General features: G+C 56.4%; 9 protein-coding genes, 1 tRNA gene and 3 rRNA genes. 2 read left to right on the top strand and 11 right to left on the bottom strand.

Features of this window, described 5'->3' with window-relative positions; translation table 11 throughout:
• The 8 genes from rrf to QBL02_RS09625 all read right to left on the bottom strand — a co-directional run bounded on the left by rrf (position 1) and on the right by QBL02_RS09625 (position 10476).
• Positions 1–117 (bottom strand): 5S ribosomal RNA (rrf, locus tag QBL02_RS09660).
• A 157-nt stretch (positions 118–274) separates the two neighbouring features.
• A 23S ribosomal RNA gene (locus tag QBL02_RS09655) occupies positions 275–3380 on the bottom strand.
• Between the two features lie 429 nt (positions 3381–3809).
• A 16S ribosomal RNA gene (locus tag QBL02_RS09650) occupies positions 3810–5334 on the bottom strand.
• Together the 16S, 23S and 5S rRNA genes form the textbook arrangement of a ribosomal RNA operon.
• A gap of 551 nt (positions 5335–5885) precedes the next feature.
• The gene (locus tag QBL02_RS09645) at positions 5886–7043 is read right to left on the bottom strand and encodes a DUF697 domain-containing protein (protein WP_282726202.1); all 1158 of its coding nucleotides are present in this window, start codon (positions 7041–7043) and stop codon (positions 5886–5888) included.
• A 127-nt stretch (positions 7044–7170) separates the two neighbouring features.
• Positions 7171–7243, bottom strand: a tRNA-Arg gene (locus QBL02_RS09640).
• Between the two features lie 61 nt (positions 7244–7304).
• Positions 7305–7985 (bottom strand): NlpC/P60 family protein, encoded by a 681-nt coding sequence (locus QBL02_RS09635; RefSeq protein ID WP_282726201.1) that lies wholly within the window; start codon positions 7983–7985, stop codon positions 7305–7307.
• Positions 7986–8229: 244 nt separating this feature from the next.
• Positions 8230–9579 (bottom strand): NADP-specific glutamate dehydrogenase, encoded by a 1350-nt coding sequence (gene gdhA / locus QBL02_RS09630; RefSeq protein WP_282726200.1) that lies wholly within the window; start codon positions 9577–9579, stop codon positions 8230–8232.
• A gap of 186 nt (positions 9580–9765) precedes the next feature.
• Complete coding sequence (locus QBL02_RS09625; RefSeq protein ID WP_282726199.1) at positions 9766–10476, bottom strand: metal-dependent transcriptional regulator; 711 nt, start codon at positions 10474–10476, stop codon at positions 9766–9768.
• Positions 10477–10558: 82 nt separating this feature from the next.
• Between QBL02_RS09625 and serC the strand changes: the two genes are divergently transcribed.
• Entirely contained in the window at positions 10559–11677 is a 1119-nt protein-coding gene (gene serC, locus QBL02_RS09620) for a phosphoserine transaminase (protein WP_282726198.1), read from the top strand.
• 90 nt (positions 11678–11767) lie between these two features.
• On the opposite strand, the gene QBL02_RS09615 is transcribed toward serC, so the two are convergent.
• From QBL02_RS09615 to QBL02_RS09605, 3 genes are all read right to left on the bottom strand, one after another.
• On the bottom strand, positions 11768–12694 hold the full coding sequence (locus QBL02_RS09615) for a DUF3027 domain-containing protein (protein ID WP_282726197.1): 927 nt from the start codon (positions 12692–12694) through the stop codon (positions 11768–11770).
• A complete protein-coding gene (locus tag QBL02_RS09610) occupies positions 12687–13064 on the bottom strand; it encodes a cold shock domain-containing protein (RefSeq protein ID WP_282726196.1) in 378 nt (125 codons plus the stop codon). Before QBL02_RS09610 ends, QBL02_RS09615 begins: the two co-directional genes overlap by 8 nt.
• A 204-nt stretch (positions 13065–13268) precedes the next feature.
• Positions 13269–14669, bottom strand: a complete 1401-nt coding sequence (locus QBL02_RS09605) for a dicarboxylate/amino acid:cation symporter (protein ID WP_282726195.1) — start codon at positions 14667–14669, stop codon at positions 13269–13271.
• 252 nt (positions 14670–14921) lie between these two features.
• On the opposite strand from QBL02_RS09605, the gene QBL02_RS09600 reads away from it, so the two are divergent.
• On the top strand, positions 14922–15647 hold the full coding sequence (locus QBL02_RS09600) for a GntR family transcriptional regulator (protein ID WP_282726194.1): 726 nt from the start codon (positions 14922–14924) through the stop codon (positions 15645–15647).
• Positions 15648–15673: the final 26 nt, after the last annotated feature.

Genomic DNA, 15673 nt, shown 5'->3' with positions numbered 1-15673 from the left:
GTCCGGCGGTGTCCTACTCTCCCACACCCTCCCGAGTGCAGTACCATCGGCGCTGTCAGCCTTAGCTTCCGGGTTCGGAATGTAACCGGGCGTTTCCCTGACGCTATAACCACCGTAACACTATTAACATATCAACCCACCCCCACACCCAAAAACAGTGCAGCAGACAGATGTGGCCATACGTTAAGAACCACATAGCAGACGCGAGCCCAACCACAAACGTGGAGGTCGTTACATTATGCGCAACACACCAAAACAAATCAGTGTATTGAAAATTATCAAGTCATCGGCTTATTAGTACCAGTCAGCTCCATGAGTTGCCCCACTTCCACATCTGGCCTATCAACCCAGTAATCTCCTGGGAGCCTCACGGGATCAAGTCCCATGGAGATCTCATCTTGAGGCCGGCTTCCCGCTTAGATGCTTTCAGCGGTTATCCATCCCGAACGTAGCAAACCAGCCATGCCCTTGGCAGAACAACTGGCACACCAGAGGTCCGTCCAACCCGGTCCTCTCGTACTAGGGTCAGATCCTCTCAAATCTCCAACGCGCGCAGAGGATAGGGACCGAACTGTCTCACGACGTTCTAAACCCAGCTCGCGTACCGCTTTAATGGGCGAACAGCCCAACCCTTGGGACCTACTCCAGCCCCAGGATGCGACGAGCCGACATCGAGGTGCCAAACCATGCCGTCGATATGGACTCTTGGGCAAGATCAGCCTGTTATCCCCGAGGTACCTTTTATCCGTTGAGCGACAGCGCTTCCACAAGCCACTGCCGGATCACTAGTCCCGACTTTCGTCCCTGCTCGACCTGTCAGTCTCACAGTCAAGCTCCCTTGTGCACTTACACTCGCCACCTGATTGCCAACCAGGTTGAGGGAACCTTTGGGCGCCTCCGTTACATTTTGGGAGGCAACCGCCCCAGTTAAACTACCCACCAGGCACTGTCCCAGAACCCGATCAGGGTCCGTAGTTAGACATCCAGTATGACCAGAGTGGTATTTCAACAACGACTCCACCACAACTAGCGTTGCAGCTTCACAGTCTCCCACCTATCCTACACAAGCCACACCGAACACCAATACCAAGCTGTAGTAAAGGTCACGGGGTCTTTCCGTCCTTCTGCGCGTAACGAGCATCTTTACTCGTACTGCAATTTCGCCGAGTTCATGGTGGAGACAGCTGGGAAGTCGTTACGCCATTCGTGCAGGTCGGAACTTACCCGACAAGGAATTTCGCTACCTTAGGATGGTTATAGTTACCACCGCCGTTTACTGGGGCTTAAATTCAAAGCTTCGACCGAAATCTAACCTCTCCTCTTAACCTTCCAGCACCGGGCAGGCGTCAGTCCGTATACATCCATTTGCATGTTCGCACGGACCTGTGTTTTTAGTAAACAGTCGCTTCCCACTGGTCTCTGCGGCCACCACACCCTTTCGGAGTAAATCCTAATAAGTGGATGGCCCCCCTTCTCCCGAAGTTACGGGGGCATTTTGCCGAGTTCCTTCACCATGATTCTCTCGATCTCCTTAGTATTCTCTACCTGACCACCTGTGTCGGTTTGGGGTACGGGCGGCTAAAACCTCGCGTCGATGCTTTTCTTGGCAGCATAGGATCACCTGCTTCCCCATACGGGTCCGCATCACATCTCACCCAAAGCCGAAAAATATTACTAATCGACGGGCTACATGCTTACACCGGGACAACCATCGCCCGGCACAGGCTACCTTCCTGCGTCACACCTGTTAATACGCTCACCTCACTACACCGGGTTCCCACTCTCCACAACCAACACCCCCGAAAGGGCAAAGGAAGCTTCACTTGGTTAGCACTTGTAGATCAGCGTTTGACGGTTCTTCGCCGGTACGGGAATATCAACCCGTTGTCCATCGACTACGCCTGTCGGCCTCGCCTTAGGTCCCGACTTACCCAGGGAAGATTAGCTTGACCCTGGAACCCTTGGTCTTCCGGAGGACGGGTTTCTCACCCGTCTTTCGCTACTCATGCCTGCATTCTCACTCGTGTGGCATCCACGACTGGATCACTCCGCCGCTTCACTCGCCACACGACGCTCTCCTACCCATCCATACGGCTGGACCACGAAGGCCTACCTGTTATATGAATGCCACAACTTCGGTGGCGTGCTTGAGCCCCGTTACATTGTCGGCGCGGAATCACTTGACCAGTGAGCTATTACGCACTCTTTCAAGGGTGGCTGCTTCTAAGCCAACCTCCTGGTTGTCACAGCAACTCCACATCCTTTACCACTTAGCACGCGCTTTGGGACCTTAGTTGGTGATCTGGGTTGTTTCCCTCTCGACTATGAAGCTTATCCCCCACAGTCTCACTGCCACGCTCTCACTTACCGGCATTCGGAGTTTAGCTGACGTCAGTAACCTTGTAGGGCCCATCGGCCATCCAGTAGCTCTACCTCCGGCAAGAAACACGCGACGCTGCACCTAAATGCATTTCGGAGAGAACCAGCTATCACGAAGTTTGATTGGCCTTTCACCCCTATCCACAGCTCATCCCCTCAGTTTTCAACCTAAGTGGGTTCGGCCCTCCACGCGCTCTTACACACGCTTCAGCCTGGCCATGGATAGATCACTTCGCTTCGGGTCTAGGACACGCGACTGAATCGCCCTATTCAGACTCGCTTTCGCTACGGCTACCCCACACGGGTTAACCTCGCCACATGCCGCTAACTCGCAGGCTCATTCTTCAAAAGGCACGCCGTCACATCAACAAGGATGCTCCGACGGATTGTAAGCAAACGGTTTCAGGTACTATTTCACTCCCCTCCCGGGGTACTTTTCACCTTTCCCTCACGGTACTAGTCCGCTATCGGTCATCTGGAAGTATTTAGGCTTATCAGGTGGTCCTGACAGATTCACACGGGATTTCTCGGGCCCCGTGCTACTTGGGATACTCTTCGCGCGGCTCACGCATTTCGGATACGGGGCTCTCACCCACTACGGCCACCCCTTCCAAGGTGTTCTCCTATACGTTAGCTCTCACGCCGAACCCACGGCAGTAGATTCAGAAAAGTCCCACAACCCCGAACGTGCAACCCCTGCCGGGTATCACACACGCACGGTTTAGCCTCATCCAGTTTCGCTCGCCACTACTCCCGGAATCACATGTTGTTTTCTCTTCCTGTGGGTACTGAGATGTTTCACTTCCCCACGTTCCCTCTACCCGCCCTATATATTCAGGCGGGAGTCACCAGGTACGCACGCGCCCTGGCGGGGTTTCCCCATTCGGACATCCTCGGATCACAGCTCGTTTATCAACTCCCCGAGGCTTATCGCAGATTACTACGTCCTTCTTCGGCTCCAGATGCCAAGGCATCCACCGTTTGCTCTTATAAACTTGAAATCACATAAGTAAAATAAGAAAAAACATTCACACCCAAAAGTGTCAATGCTTAGACCATAGAAATGCGTCACAATCCCCAAAAGAGACTCTGACGCTAACTATTGATGCTCGCGTCCACTGTGTAGTTCTCAACGTACGGTCAGTCCCCCAGCACACGACAACACGTTCGTGAACCAAGAGCCAGAAGACCATCACTCACACCCAAAAGAGCGCAAGGTCTGGGCCTTCAAAACCCAATAATGTGCAACCTGAAAAACATCAACACACATCCCCAACCTTTCCAACCAGCAAAACCGGCGTACTCAACCAAAAACATGCACCAACATCCACATTGTCAAATGTTCCACCCATGAGCATCCAGCACCACACATTCGGTGATGATCTGAACATTCTCTACCACGAAATCACTTCCGTGGAGATGCTCCTTAGAAAGGAGGTGATCCAGCCGCACCTTCCGGTACGGCTACCTTGTTACGACTTAGTCCTAATCACCAGTCCCACCTTCGACGACTCCCTCCACAAGGGTTAGGCCATCGGCTTCGGGTGTTACCGACTTTCATGACTTGACGGGCGGTGTGTACAAGGCCCGGGAACGTATTCACCGCAGCGTTGCTGATCTGCGATTACTAGCGACTCCGACTTCATGGGGTCGAGTTGCAGACCCCAATCCGAACTGAGACCGGCTTTTTGGGATTCGCTCCACCTTACGGTATCGCAGCCCTTTGTACCGGCCATTGTAGCATGCGTGAAGCCCAAGACATAAGGGGCATGATGATTTGACGTCATCCCCACCTTCCTCCGTGTTGACCACGGCAGTATCCCATGAGTTCCCACCATAACGTGCTGGCAACATAGGACGAGGGTTGCGCTCGTTGCCGGACTTAACCGAACATCTCACGACACGAGCTGACGACAACCATGCACCACCTGTATAGAAGTGTCCAAAGAGTCCTGTATCTCTACAGTGTTCTTCTACATGTCAAGCCTTGGTAAGGTTCTTCGCGTTGCATCGAATTAATCCGCATGCTCCGCCGCTTGTGCGGGCCCCCGTCAATTCCTTTGAGTTTTAGCCTTGCGGCCGTACTCCCCAGGCGGGGAACTTAATGCGTTAGCTACGACACAGAACCCGTGGAACAGGCCCTACATCTAGTTCCCAACGTTTACGGCATGGACTACCAGGGTATCTAATCCTGTTCGCTCCCCATGCTTTCGCTCCTCAGCGTCAGTAGCGGCCCAGAGATCTGCCTTCGCCATCGGTGTTCCTCCTGATATCTGCGCATTCCACCGCTACACCAGGAATTCCAATCTCCCCTACCGCACTCTAGCCTGCCCGTACCCACTGCAGGCCCGAGGTTGAGCCTCGGGTTTTCACAGCAGACGCGACAAGCCGCCTACGAGCTCTTTACGCCCAATAATTCCGGACAACGCTTGCACCCTACGTATTACCGCGGCTGCTGGCACGTAGTTAGCCGGTGCTTTTTCTGCAGGTACCGTCACTTTCGCTTCTTCCCTACTAAAAGAGGTTTACAACCCGAAGGCAGTCATCCCTCACGCGGCGTTGCTGCATCAGGCTTTCGCCCATTGTGCAATATTCCCCACTGCTGCCTCCCGTAGGAGTCTGGGCCGTGTCTCAGTCCCAGTGTGGCCGGTCACCCTCTCAGGCCGGCTACCCGTCGTCGCCATGGTGAGCCGTTACCTCACCATCTAGCTGATAGGCCGCGAGCCCATCCCAGACCGATAAATCTTTCCACCCCCAACAGATGCCTGTAGGGGTCATATCCAGTATTAGACGCCGTTTCCAGCGCTTATCCCAGAGTCTGGGGCAGGTTACTCACGTGTTACTCACCCGTTCGCCACTCTTCCACCAGAGCAAGCTCCAGCTTCATCGTTCGACTTGCATGTGTTAAGCACGCCGCCAGCGTTCGTCCTGAGCCAGGATCAAACTCTCCGTAAAAAACATGTGCAACCAAACCACCGGAATAAGGCAATCTGACTGCGAGTTTGACCTGACAACAGAAACCAACAGACAACCCCAAAAGGAGTCATACTGACGATCTCGTTATCCAAAAAGGAATCTCCAACACCAACCAGAAAACTGGCCGATGCCGAGGATTTAAAATAATTGGCATTTGACAATCAAGTGCACACTATTGAGTTCTCAAGGACCAGACACCACCCGTAACGACCAAACCAATGGCCCTCCGAGAAGCTGATCAACCTCACTTATATTCGAGGCTTTCTCTGCCAGAATTCGGTTCAAAATCTTGGATTTCTTACCCGATTCTCTGGAGAGAATCACTGGCCGATCGCTTTTCCGCTTTCCGGCCAACGAAGATCTACTATAGCCCGGAAAGTGAACGGCCCGCAAACGTGGATTGAACCCGGGCGTGTCGTACTTTGAACACTTGTCAGTGGCCGAGGCGGCCACTGCACATACGCCGCGCAAAGCCATGCCTTGCCCCCAGCGGCTTGGTGCACTCTGAACACCTGCCCTTGCTCAAACGATTAGCGGCTGCGGCCCTTCGCAAGATGCTTCAGCACATCGGGAAGCCGAGGCAGGAAGTCACCCAGATGATCTTCAATCTTTGAAAGATCAAGTTTGCCGCTGTGCACTCGTTCGCAGAGCCGCATCCACGATTCCCCCATTGCCATCGTGAGCGCCACGGCAACTGTCGAGTTCACAGCACTACCAACAACGGGCACTAGCTTCACAAGACTCCGAGCAAGTGCCTGGCCTGAAAGCTGCGCTCCGAGTTGCGCAATCGCGGTGGCAGAGAGCATGGTTTGCAGCTCAATGTCGTAGATCACTGAGATGCGCCCCATCATGCCGAGCTGAATTGGCGCAAGCACAATCGCATCAGCTATCGGGATCGGAACCGCTGCGGCAGCACCGGCAGCCGCTGCCGCAGCCGTGACAACCGGCCGCGCCATGTCTCGCTTCCACTTGAGATTGAGTCGCTGCGCAATTCGAAACGCATCCTTCTCGTCTTCAGGCGAAAGCTCGAGGGTGAGAGCGAGAAGGTCACCGAGTCCGTGCCCCGATCCCTTTCCGTGCCTGTCAGCGGTTGAGGTCAAGACAACGTCCTGGACCGGCAAGAAGATCGGGCGTTCTCCATCGTGCGGGTTCAGCAGCCAATCGCGGAAGTCTTCTACCGGCCGAGGAGCCTTACGCTGCCCATTGAGAGGATTCTTTGTCCAGTCCACCTTGGTCAACACCAAGATAACCGGGAGCCCCGAGGCATGCAGAGCCTGAATCATTTCGATGTCGGGCACGGTCAGTCGATCCGCCGTCGATGCAATACAGTACCAAACCACAGAAATCTGTTCTTCTTGTGGCCGCTTCGCAATCAATTCAAGATTCTGTCGCAACTGTGCGCCCGGGCTCTGGGCAGCACCAATTTCGAAACCCTCAAAGTCCCACACGCCGAGCGCGGCGTCAGAGTAATAGTGGATCCCCTGAGTGACCGGAAGCCCTCTGCCGACCTTCGCAAGGTTTCTTCCAAAGATGGCATTTACAAGAGATGACTTACCAACGCCCGTGTTTCCGACGATCGCAAGATTGAATCTTCCGTAGCGCGCACGGGCACCCTGTTGACCCTCAATAAAGGCTTGGGTGTTGTTGTCTTCCTGTGCGGATACGTTCGGCAAAGACTCATCGCCCATGCTGTACTCCCTCGCGAAACTCTCAAGCTGTTCAGCCCTGTGCTCGAAACACTACTCCACGGGTATTTAAAAATTACGAACATAAAACAAAACAACCGGCCACGAGTCGTGACCGGTTGAACAGGAGTGCCCCAGATAGGAATCGAACCTACGACACCTTCTTTAGGAGAGAAGTGCTCTATCCACTGAGCTACTGAGGCGAACTATAAAAGCATAGCGAAAAGGACGCCGCATCAAGCGACGTCCTTTTCGTAAAGTTTGTTAGCCTACGCGAACTACGTAGTCAGGATACGCACCGTGATTCTGCAGACCTGCCATCACAGTGTTGTTGCCCCAACCACCGTGAACCGCCTGACCGCCACCCACGTAGACAGCTACGTGTGGAGCACCTGGCCAAACCAAGAGGTCGCCGGGAGCAAGTGCGTTTGCGTCGAACGAGTACACAGTGCCGAAGCTAGCGAAGCTGCCAACGCCGAGGTCTGGGCCTCCGTCAAGGCGGCTCGTAACGTAGCCGGCCGCCGCAAGAGCGTTCTGTGCGAGGTCGGTGCAATCCTGAGCCCATCCGAGCTGTGCGAGTGCGCCGTTCACAATGCCGGGTGCGCCTGCGCCCATTGGCAGTGCAGCGTAGCCTGAACCCTGTGCCGCGCCTGCAGCAGCAATCTCTACCTTTGGCAGTGGCTGCTCTTCAGCGGTAGGGAGCTGAGCGGGAACCGCAATCTCAGGAAGATCACTCGTGGTGAGCGCCTGAGCGAATGCAGCCTGGGCATCTTCAGCGGTGCCGATGCTGCCACTGGTTGATGCGTAAGCAGGAAGGGCGAAAACGCCCACGAGCGCAGCACTTACGAGGCCTGCTCCCATCATGCGCACCGAGCGCTTGATGGATGATTTGCGAGGAGCGACAGCCTGATGGGTCACTACTTCAGTACCGGGGGTCTGAATCACGAGTAACTTGCCTTACGTGTTGCGGAAAATCTTGGCTATAACGGCACGGGGCCGAAAAGCTTTGTCCAGCCTAACCGAAGATCACGGAATTGTCACACCTTGATTACGATTCGCTCACAACGGGCTGGGATCCGCATGATTTCAACGAAGTCCGTGAGGTCGTTAGCTCGATATCAAGCGAACTCTCAACACAGTCTTGAAGGTTTCTGGGATCCCAACTCGTGCGAAAAGCGAAAAGTTGGTGTTACACAACACCCTGTTCGATCATGGCTTGGGCGACAGTCACAAAGCCTGCCGTGTTCGCACCCAGGACGTAATCACCCGGGCGACCGTAACGCTCCGAAGCGACGTAACACGCATCATGCACATCACGCATGATCGCCTGCAGTCTCGCCTCGCTGTGGTCAAAATCCCAGCGATCACGGGCCGCGTTCTGGCTCATCTCAAGCGCCGAGGTAGCGACACCACCTGAATTCGCAGCTTTACCCGGGGCAAAGAGAATGCCCGACTTCTGAAAGAGCGTGATTGCCTCTGGAGTGGTCGGCATGTTCGCGCCCTCAGCGACAATACGCACACCGCCGTCGAGCAGCGCACGCGCACCCCGTTCATCAAGCTCATTTTGCGTAGCGCAAGGGAAGGCTAGTTCTGCTGGCACATCCCAAACCGAACCATTCGCCACAAAATGAGCTCCCTGACGACGCTCGGCGTAGTCAGCGATACGGCCTCGCTCGACCTCTTTGATCTGCTTGAGCAGAGCAATGTCGATCCCACGCTCATCGACAACGTACCCGGAAGAATCAGAAGCGGTCACTGGTATGCCGCCAAGCTGAGCAATCTTCTCCATGGCATAAATTGCCACGTTGCCTGAACCTGAGACCACGGCACGCCGGCCCTCAATGTCTTCACCGGTGCGCTTAAGCATCTCTTGCGCAAAGAACACTGCACCATAGCCTGTTGCCTCGGTACGCACCTCAGCGCCACCCCAGCCCTTACCCTTGCCGGTCAGCACGCCAGACTCATGACGGCCCGTGAGCCGGCGGTACTGCCCAAAGAGGTAGCCGATCTCGCGCGCTCCCACACCAATGTCGCCGGCAGGCACATCGGTGTGCTCGTCAATGTAGCGGTACAGCTCTGTCATGAAGCTCTGGCAGAAGCGCATGACCTCTTCATCGCTCTTGCCATGCGGGTCAAAGTCGCTGCCGCCCTTACCGCCGCCGATGCGCTGCCTGGTGAGCGCATTCTTAAAAACCTGCTCGAAGCCGAGGAACTTGATCACCGAAAGGTTCACGCTTGAATGAAAGCGGAGTCCACCCTTAAACGGCCCCAGTGCTGAGTTGAACTGCACCCGGAAGCCACGGTTCACCTGCACCTTATTTTGGTCGTCAAGCCACGGCACCCGGAACATAATCTGGCGCTCAGGCTCAATCAGGCGCTCAAGCACTCCGGCTTCAATAAATTCTGGGTGCTCCACGAGCACCGGAACCAGCGAGTCGAGCACCTCATGCATCGCCTGCAAAAACTCAGGCTCGTTGTAGCTGCGCTTTGCTGCCAGCTCGGCAACGTATTGAATATGGGCTTGTGGTGTCAGCTGCATTGCTGCGACTCCTCAATATGTCGGTATCAACTCCATCAGTGGACGCCGAAGCCACTCGGGTCCATCGATTCTTTAGGGGAACGAACTACTGGACGAGATACAGGGTCGTGAAAGTTCGGTAGATCCAACGTTCAAATAAATCACGCATTGATTTACCGGTGGATCGCCGAACCTCTTGACGCTGAATTACATTGCGCGCGAAACGAAGATGTGCGAGGCAGCCTCAGACGGCAACTCAATCGGAATTGAGTCCGAGCTGTCTTCCGAGTCAACTGTGATTCGCACTACTCCGTCACGATACACAAACTCGGCCATTGCCCCGGGCCGTACGCCAGCTTGATCAAAGAGACGCAGCTGCTCAGGGTCAACCTGAGCTGGTTCAGCAAGACGCCGGATGCGCGCCCGAACCTGCTCAGATCCATCATCAAACAGGGTGATCGCGCTAACGACACCCGTGTGAAACGGCGCTGTGGGTCGAGCGCCGAGCTCTTCAAGCCCCGGAATCGGGTTGCCATAGGGAGACTCGATTGGGTTGTCGAGCATGCTCAGCAGTTTGCGCTCAACCTGCTCGCTCATCACGTGTTCCCAGCGGCATGCTTCTTCGTGCACGAATTCCCATTCGAGCCCGATGACGTCAGCCAGAAGTCGCTCAGCAAGACGATGCTTGCGCATCACGCGCACCGCTTTCACCCGACCGTCATCGGTGAGCTCAAGGTGTCGATCGTTGCTGACAACCACGAGGCCGTCGCGTTCCATACGTGCGATTGTCTGAGAGACGGTCGGACCTGAGTGGCCAAGTCGCTCTGAGATACGAGCGCGAAGCGGCACAATGCCTTCTTCTTCTAGCTCGATAATCGTGCGCAGGTACATCTCGGTCGTATCAATCAGATCGGCCACAAGCACCTCCACAGCGTAGTTTCATAGGACAGCCTATCTCTATCGACGAGAATCGCCCTGCTAAGCCCCCTAAAATAGGTCTATGGCTGACATCACGATTCCCGCTGCACTCCTTCCCGCCGACGGAAGGTTCGGTTGCGGCCCTTCAAAGGTCCGCAATGAACAGATCGAATTTTTGGCTTCGCTGCAGCCAACCGTTCTTGGCACTTCGCACCGCCAGGCACCGGTGAAGAATCTGGTTGGTAGCGTTCGCGAAGGGCTCGCGGAACTGTTCCGCGCGCCCGAGGGATACGAGGTGTTGCTCGCCAATGGCGGCGCAACCACTTTCTGGGATTCGGCAGTGCACTCTCTGATCGAGCGCCGCAGCCAGCACCTCGCTTTCGGTGAGTTTGGCGCCAAGTTCGGCACCGCCGCGGCTCGCGCCCCATGGCTTGAAGAACCAATCGTTCGTAGCGCTGACGCAGGCTCTCGCAGCACCGTCGAGGTTGTTGCTGGAGTCGACGTCTACGCATACCCACACAACGAGACTTCAACCGGCGTCATGGCTGAGGTTCGTCGCGTGCACGGCGACGCTGGTGCGTTGACCGTGGTCGACGCGACCAGCGGCGCAGGTGGCCTTGATTTCGACGCATCCGAGGCTGATGTCTACTACTTCTCGCCGCAGAAGAACTTCGCGAGCGACGGTGGCATCTGGTTCGCACTGGTTTCACCTGCTGCTATCGAGCGCATCGAGCGCATCGCGGCTTCAGACCGATACATTCCAGAGTCGCTCAGCCTCGCTGGCGCTGTCTCGAATTCGCGCCAGAACCAGACTCTGAATACCCCTGCTCTCGCACCGCTCGCGATGATGGATGAGCAGATCCGCTGGATGAACGGTAACGGCGGCCTGAGCTGGGCAGCTGCGCGCACCGCTGAGAGCTCGGCTGTGCTCTACGAATGGGCTGAGGCAAGCTCAGTTGCCACCCCGTTTGTGACTGACCCAAGCCACCGCTCAAACGTGGTTGTCACGATCGACTTTGACGACTCAATTGATGCCGCGGCTATTTCAAAAGCTCTCCGCGCCAATGGTGTTGTTGATACCGAGCCATACCGCAAGCTGGGACGCAACCAGTTGCGTATTGCGACCTTCGCTGCAATCGACCCTGCAGATGTGCGCGCGCTAACTGCATCGATTGACTACGTGCTTGAGCAGCTGAGCTAAGCAGCTGCGCTAGATACAAAGAAACGGCGTGCTGGACCCTTCGGGTTCTGCACGCCGTTTCTTTTGAGAGAATCAGCGGATCAACGAGCGTTATTCCGATTCATCGTCAGTGTCGACGTCATCTTCTTCCGAGTCGTCGTCATCGTCGTCGTCTTCGTCATCTTCAAAATCGACATCGTCGTCATTGTCGTCGTGTAGATCGTGCTCATCGAGGTCCGCGAAGCCGTCTTCATCAGACTCGTCTGCGTCATCTTCAGACTCGTCTTCATCGTCATCGTCATCGTCATCGTCATCGTCATGAGCGTCTGCCCCGTCGATAGCGTCGTCAAAATCACTGAAGTCGTTCTCGAGCACGTCTTCTGCGGGATCAACGTCATCTTCGTCAGAGAGCTCTGCGGCAGCGAGTTCTGCGGCAGCGGCTTCTTCGGCAACCTGACGAGCCTGCGCCTCACGGTACTGGGCTAGACGCACGGACCAGGGCACCCACTCGGGAGCGACAACTGCCCCCTCGCCGGGCAGAAGTTCTACCTCAAGCACGGTTACTGGCGACTCATCATCAACGCGAGCGAGTGTTGCCGCCCAGCGCCATCCTGGGTAACCAGGCAGCTTGCATTCGAAGTAGAGCGTCAGCACGTGTGCTTCGTGCACCTCGTGGCCGTCGTCAGCACCGATGGTCTGTGAGTCGGTAATTTCACTCAACGCCTCTCGCGCGATTTCACGCGAGTTCAGCAGCACCTGGTCAGCTTCAAGCGGCACTGCAGCCTCAGTGGTCGCTGCCTCTGCCTCTGCCTCTGCCTCTGGCTCTGGCTCTGGCTCTGCCTCTGGCTCTGGCTGCGTTTCTACCGCTGCCTGCGTTTCCACCTCAGGCTCGTTCTCGGCCACTGTTTCAAGCGCTGCTTCTGCTTCTGCTTCAAGCACAGTCTCAGCCTGAGTTTCTAGCGCAACAGCCGCAACTGATTCTTCAGCGCTGGCGCTGCTCTCGTTTGCGGCGTCTGCCGTCGGCTGCGGCTCAGACATCAAAATCATCCGCAACGCGGCGCAGCATGGTCGCAAGCTGCCGCGACGCCTGTCGCTCTGGGTACTGACCGTGCTTCAAACGACCGCCAACTGCGTCGAGCAACTTCACGAGGTCTTCGGTGATTAGGGCCATCTCATCAGCTGACTTACGATCACGCTTCGCTGCGCGAGGGGTGTCGAGCACACGCACTGAGAGCGCCTGCGGTCCGCGTCGGCCGTCAGCGACACCGTACTCAAGACGAGTACCAGCGGTCACCTCAGCATTTTCTGGCAGCACTGAAGCGTGCAGGAAGACCTGCTCGCCATCATCACCCTGGATAAATCCAAAGCCTTTTTCTTCGTCGTAGAACCTGACCTTGCCGGTAGGCATGCCTGTTCCTTTCAGGCGCTACTGCGCCGCACACTCACGGGGCCAATGGCCCCTGTTTCTCCCTAGAGTCTAGCTGGGAGTAGTGGATTCTGGCCGACGCTTTCGTTCTGCGCGTACTGCGCCGCTCAGACATCTGCACAACAAACTGAGGGGTGAACGAATTCTGAATTCGTTCACCCCTCAGTGTCAGATGCAATTCGTCAGCTAGCGCGTACCCGCTGTCGCGTTCTCCCCTACCTCGTCTTCGGTGTCAGCGTTGTCGAACGCCAGACCGTTACGCGGTGCGTTGTAGAGATCGGTATCAAGGATGCCCTCACGCTTTGCCACGATTGTCGGCACAAGCGCCTGACCCGCGACGTTGAGTGCGGTACGACCCATATCAATGATTGGGTCGATCGCGAGCAAGAGGCCGACGCCTTCGAGCGGCAAGCCAAGTGTCGACAGGGTGAGCGTCAGCATCACAGTTGCGCCGGTGGTGCCGGCGGTTGCTGCCGATCCAACGACCGAAACCAACACGATCAAGAGGTACTGCACAATGCTCAACTCGATGCCGAAGAACTGCGCAATAAAGATTGCGGCGAGCGCTGGGTAGACCGCAGCGCAACCGTCCATCTTGGTGGTCGCACCGAGCGGCACCGCGAAGGAGGCGTAGCCGCGGGGCACGCCAAGGTTGCGTTCTGTCACACGCTGAGTCAGTGGCAGTGTGCCGATTGATGAGCGGCTCACGAAGCCGAGTTGCACAGCTGGCCAAACCCCTGAGAAGTACTGACGAACCGAAAGACCATTGGTCTTCACGATGATCGGGTAAACCACAAAGAGCACAATTGCTAGGCCCACGTAGAGTACCGCGACGAAGGCGCTCAGTGCGCCCATCTTTTCCCAGCCATATTCAACTACTGCGTTGCCGATGAGTCCGAGAGTGCCAATTGGTGCGATTCGGATGATCCACCACAGCACCTTCTGAATGATCGCGAGCGCTGACTCGGTGAGTTGGATAAACGGTTCAGCCTTTTTGCCGAGCTTCAGCGCGGCGATGCCCACGGCAACCGAAACCACAATGACCTGTAGCACGTTGAAGCTTGCGCTCGCTGCGACGCCGCCAGCGTCGTTCAGTGAAGCGTTCACTCCGAGGCCAAGGAAGTTTTGCGGCACCAGGCCGGTCAGGAAGTTCCACCATGTGCCTACGGTGTATGGGTCGGATGGGGTGAGGTCGGCGCCGGAGGCGGCTTCACCTGGCTTGAGCGTCACGCCGAGGGTGATGCCAACAAGCACCGAGATAAACGCGGTGATCGCGAACCACAGCAGGGTTTGACCGGCAAGTCGTGCAGCGTTTGTCACCTTACGGAGTCCGACAATGCTTGACACGATCGCGGTGAAGATCAGTGGCACTACCGCCGCGCGTAGGAGTGTGACGTAGCTTGATCCGAGTACTTTAAGCGTCGCGTGCAGACCGTTCGGATTGCCTTCAGCATCTGCGCCGAGGTTCATTGCGACGGTACCGAGCACAAGGCCGAGCACAAGGGCGGCGAGGATCTGCCAGCCGAACGAGGTCATCCAGCGAGGCAGTCGGCGCCCATTGGGCGGCGTTGCCGTGGTTGCGGACACGTGGTGTTCCTTTCATCAAAACTGTGATGGCCGCCCATGCGGCTCCGGAAACACGCGCTCAGGGGCGGCCTTCCGGAGGCCACTGCGCGACCGAGCAAGAGACAGCATAACAAAACATTCGCTTTACTTATGACAGAGATTACTTTTTGTTGCAATTGTGGGCGGTTTCAAACTCTCGTGGGAAGATCTGTGTGTGCGGCCATCGCGCTCAGTGCGGGCACGGGGAGAGGCCGCACCACTCGAGGAGCACGCATGTCATCGGAACAGAACCCACAAAACGCCGAGCCACAGGGCCCGACGACGCGCGCACTCAACCTTCGGGAAACCGTGCTCGAACAACTCAGAACCGCGATCATGACTGGCGAGCTCGCCGAGGGCGAGCTGGTCTCGGGCCCAACCCTCGGCCAAATGCTTGGCGTCTCGGCCACTCCCGTGCGCGAAGCCATGATGGATCTCGTACGCGAAGGCCTCGTCGAGACCGTCAAGAATAAGGGTTTCCGTATCACAGCGAAAAGCGACAAGGAACTTGACGACCTTGCACAGATTCGAATGCTGGTAGAACCACCAGCCGTTGGCATCGTCGCCCGCACTATCTCCGAAGACGCCTTCGAAGCACTCACCGAACTTGCAGACACCTGCATCAACGCTGCGGAACGCGAAGACCTGGTTGAATACCTGCGCGCCGACCGCGAATTCCACGAATTGGTACTGACCCACACCGGCAACCCACAACTTGTTGAGCTGGCCACCTCGCTCCGCCGCAGAACACGCTTGTACGGCATCTCGGTACGCGCGCGCGACGGGCGCCTCGCAGATTCCGCTCGCGAGCACTATGAGCTGCTGCGGCTATTGCGCGAGCGCGATAGCGAAGGGGCGGAAGCACTCATGCGATCACACATTGGTCATGCTCGCGACGTCTGGGCCACCGGGGCTGAGCAGTCAGCAGAACAGTCTGGCAAGCACCGGGCAGACGACTAAGGCAGCAACCTTTAGCGCTATTCCCT

Origin of the sequence: Leucobacter sp. UT-8R-CII-1-4 (assembly GCF_030010235.1) — a bacterium.
Lineage (GTDB): Bacteria > Actinomycetota > Actinomycetes > Actinomycetales > Microbacteriaceae > Leucobacter.
Note: the sequence above shows the minus strand (reverse complement) of the source record. Positions and strands in the feature narration are given on the sequence as shown.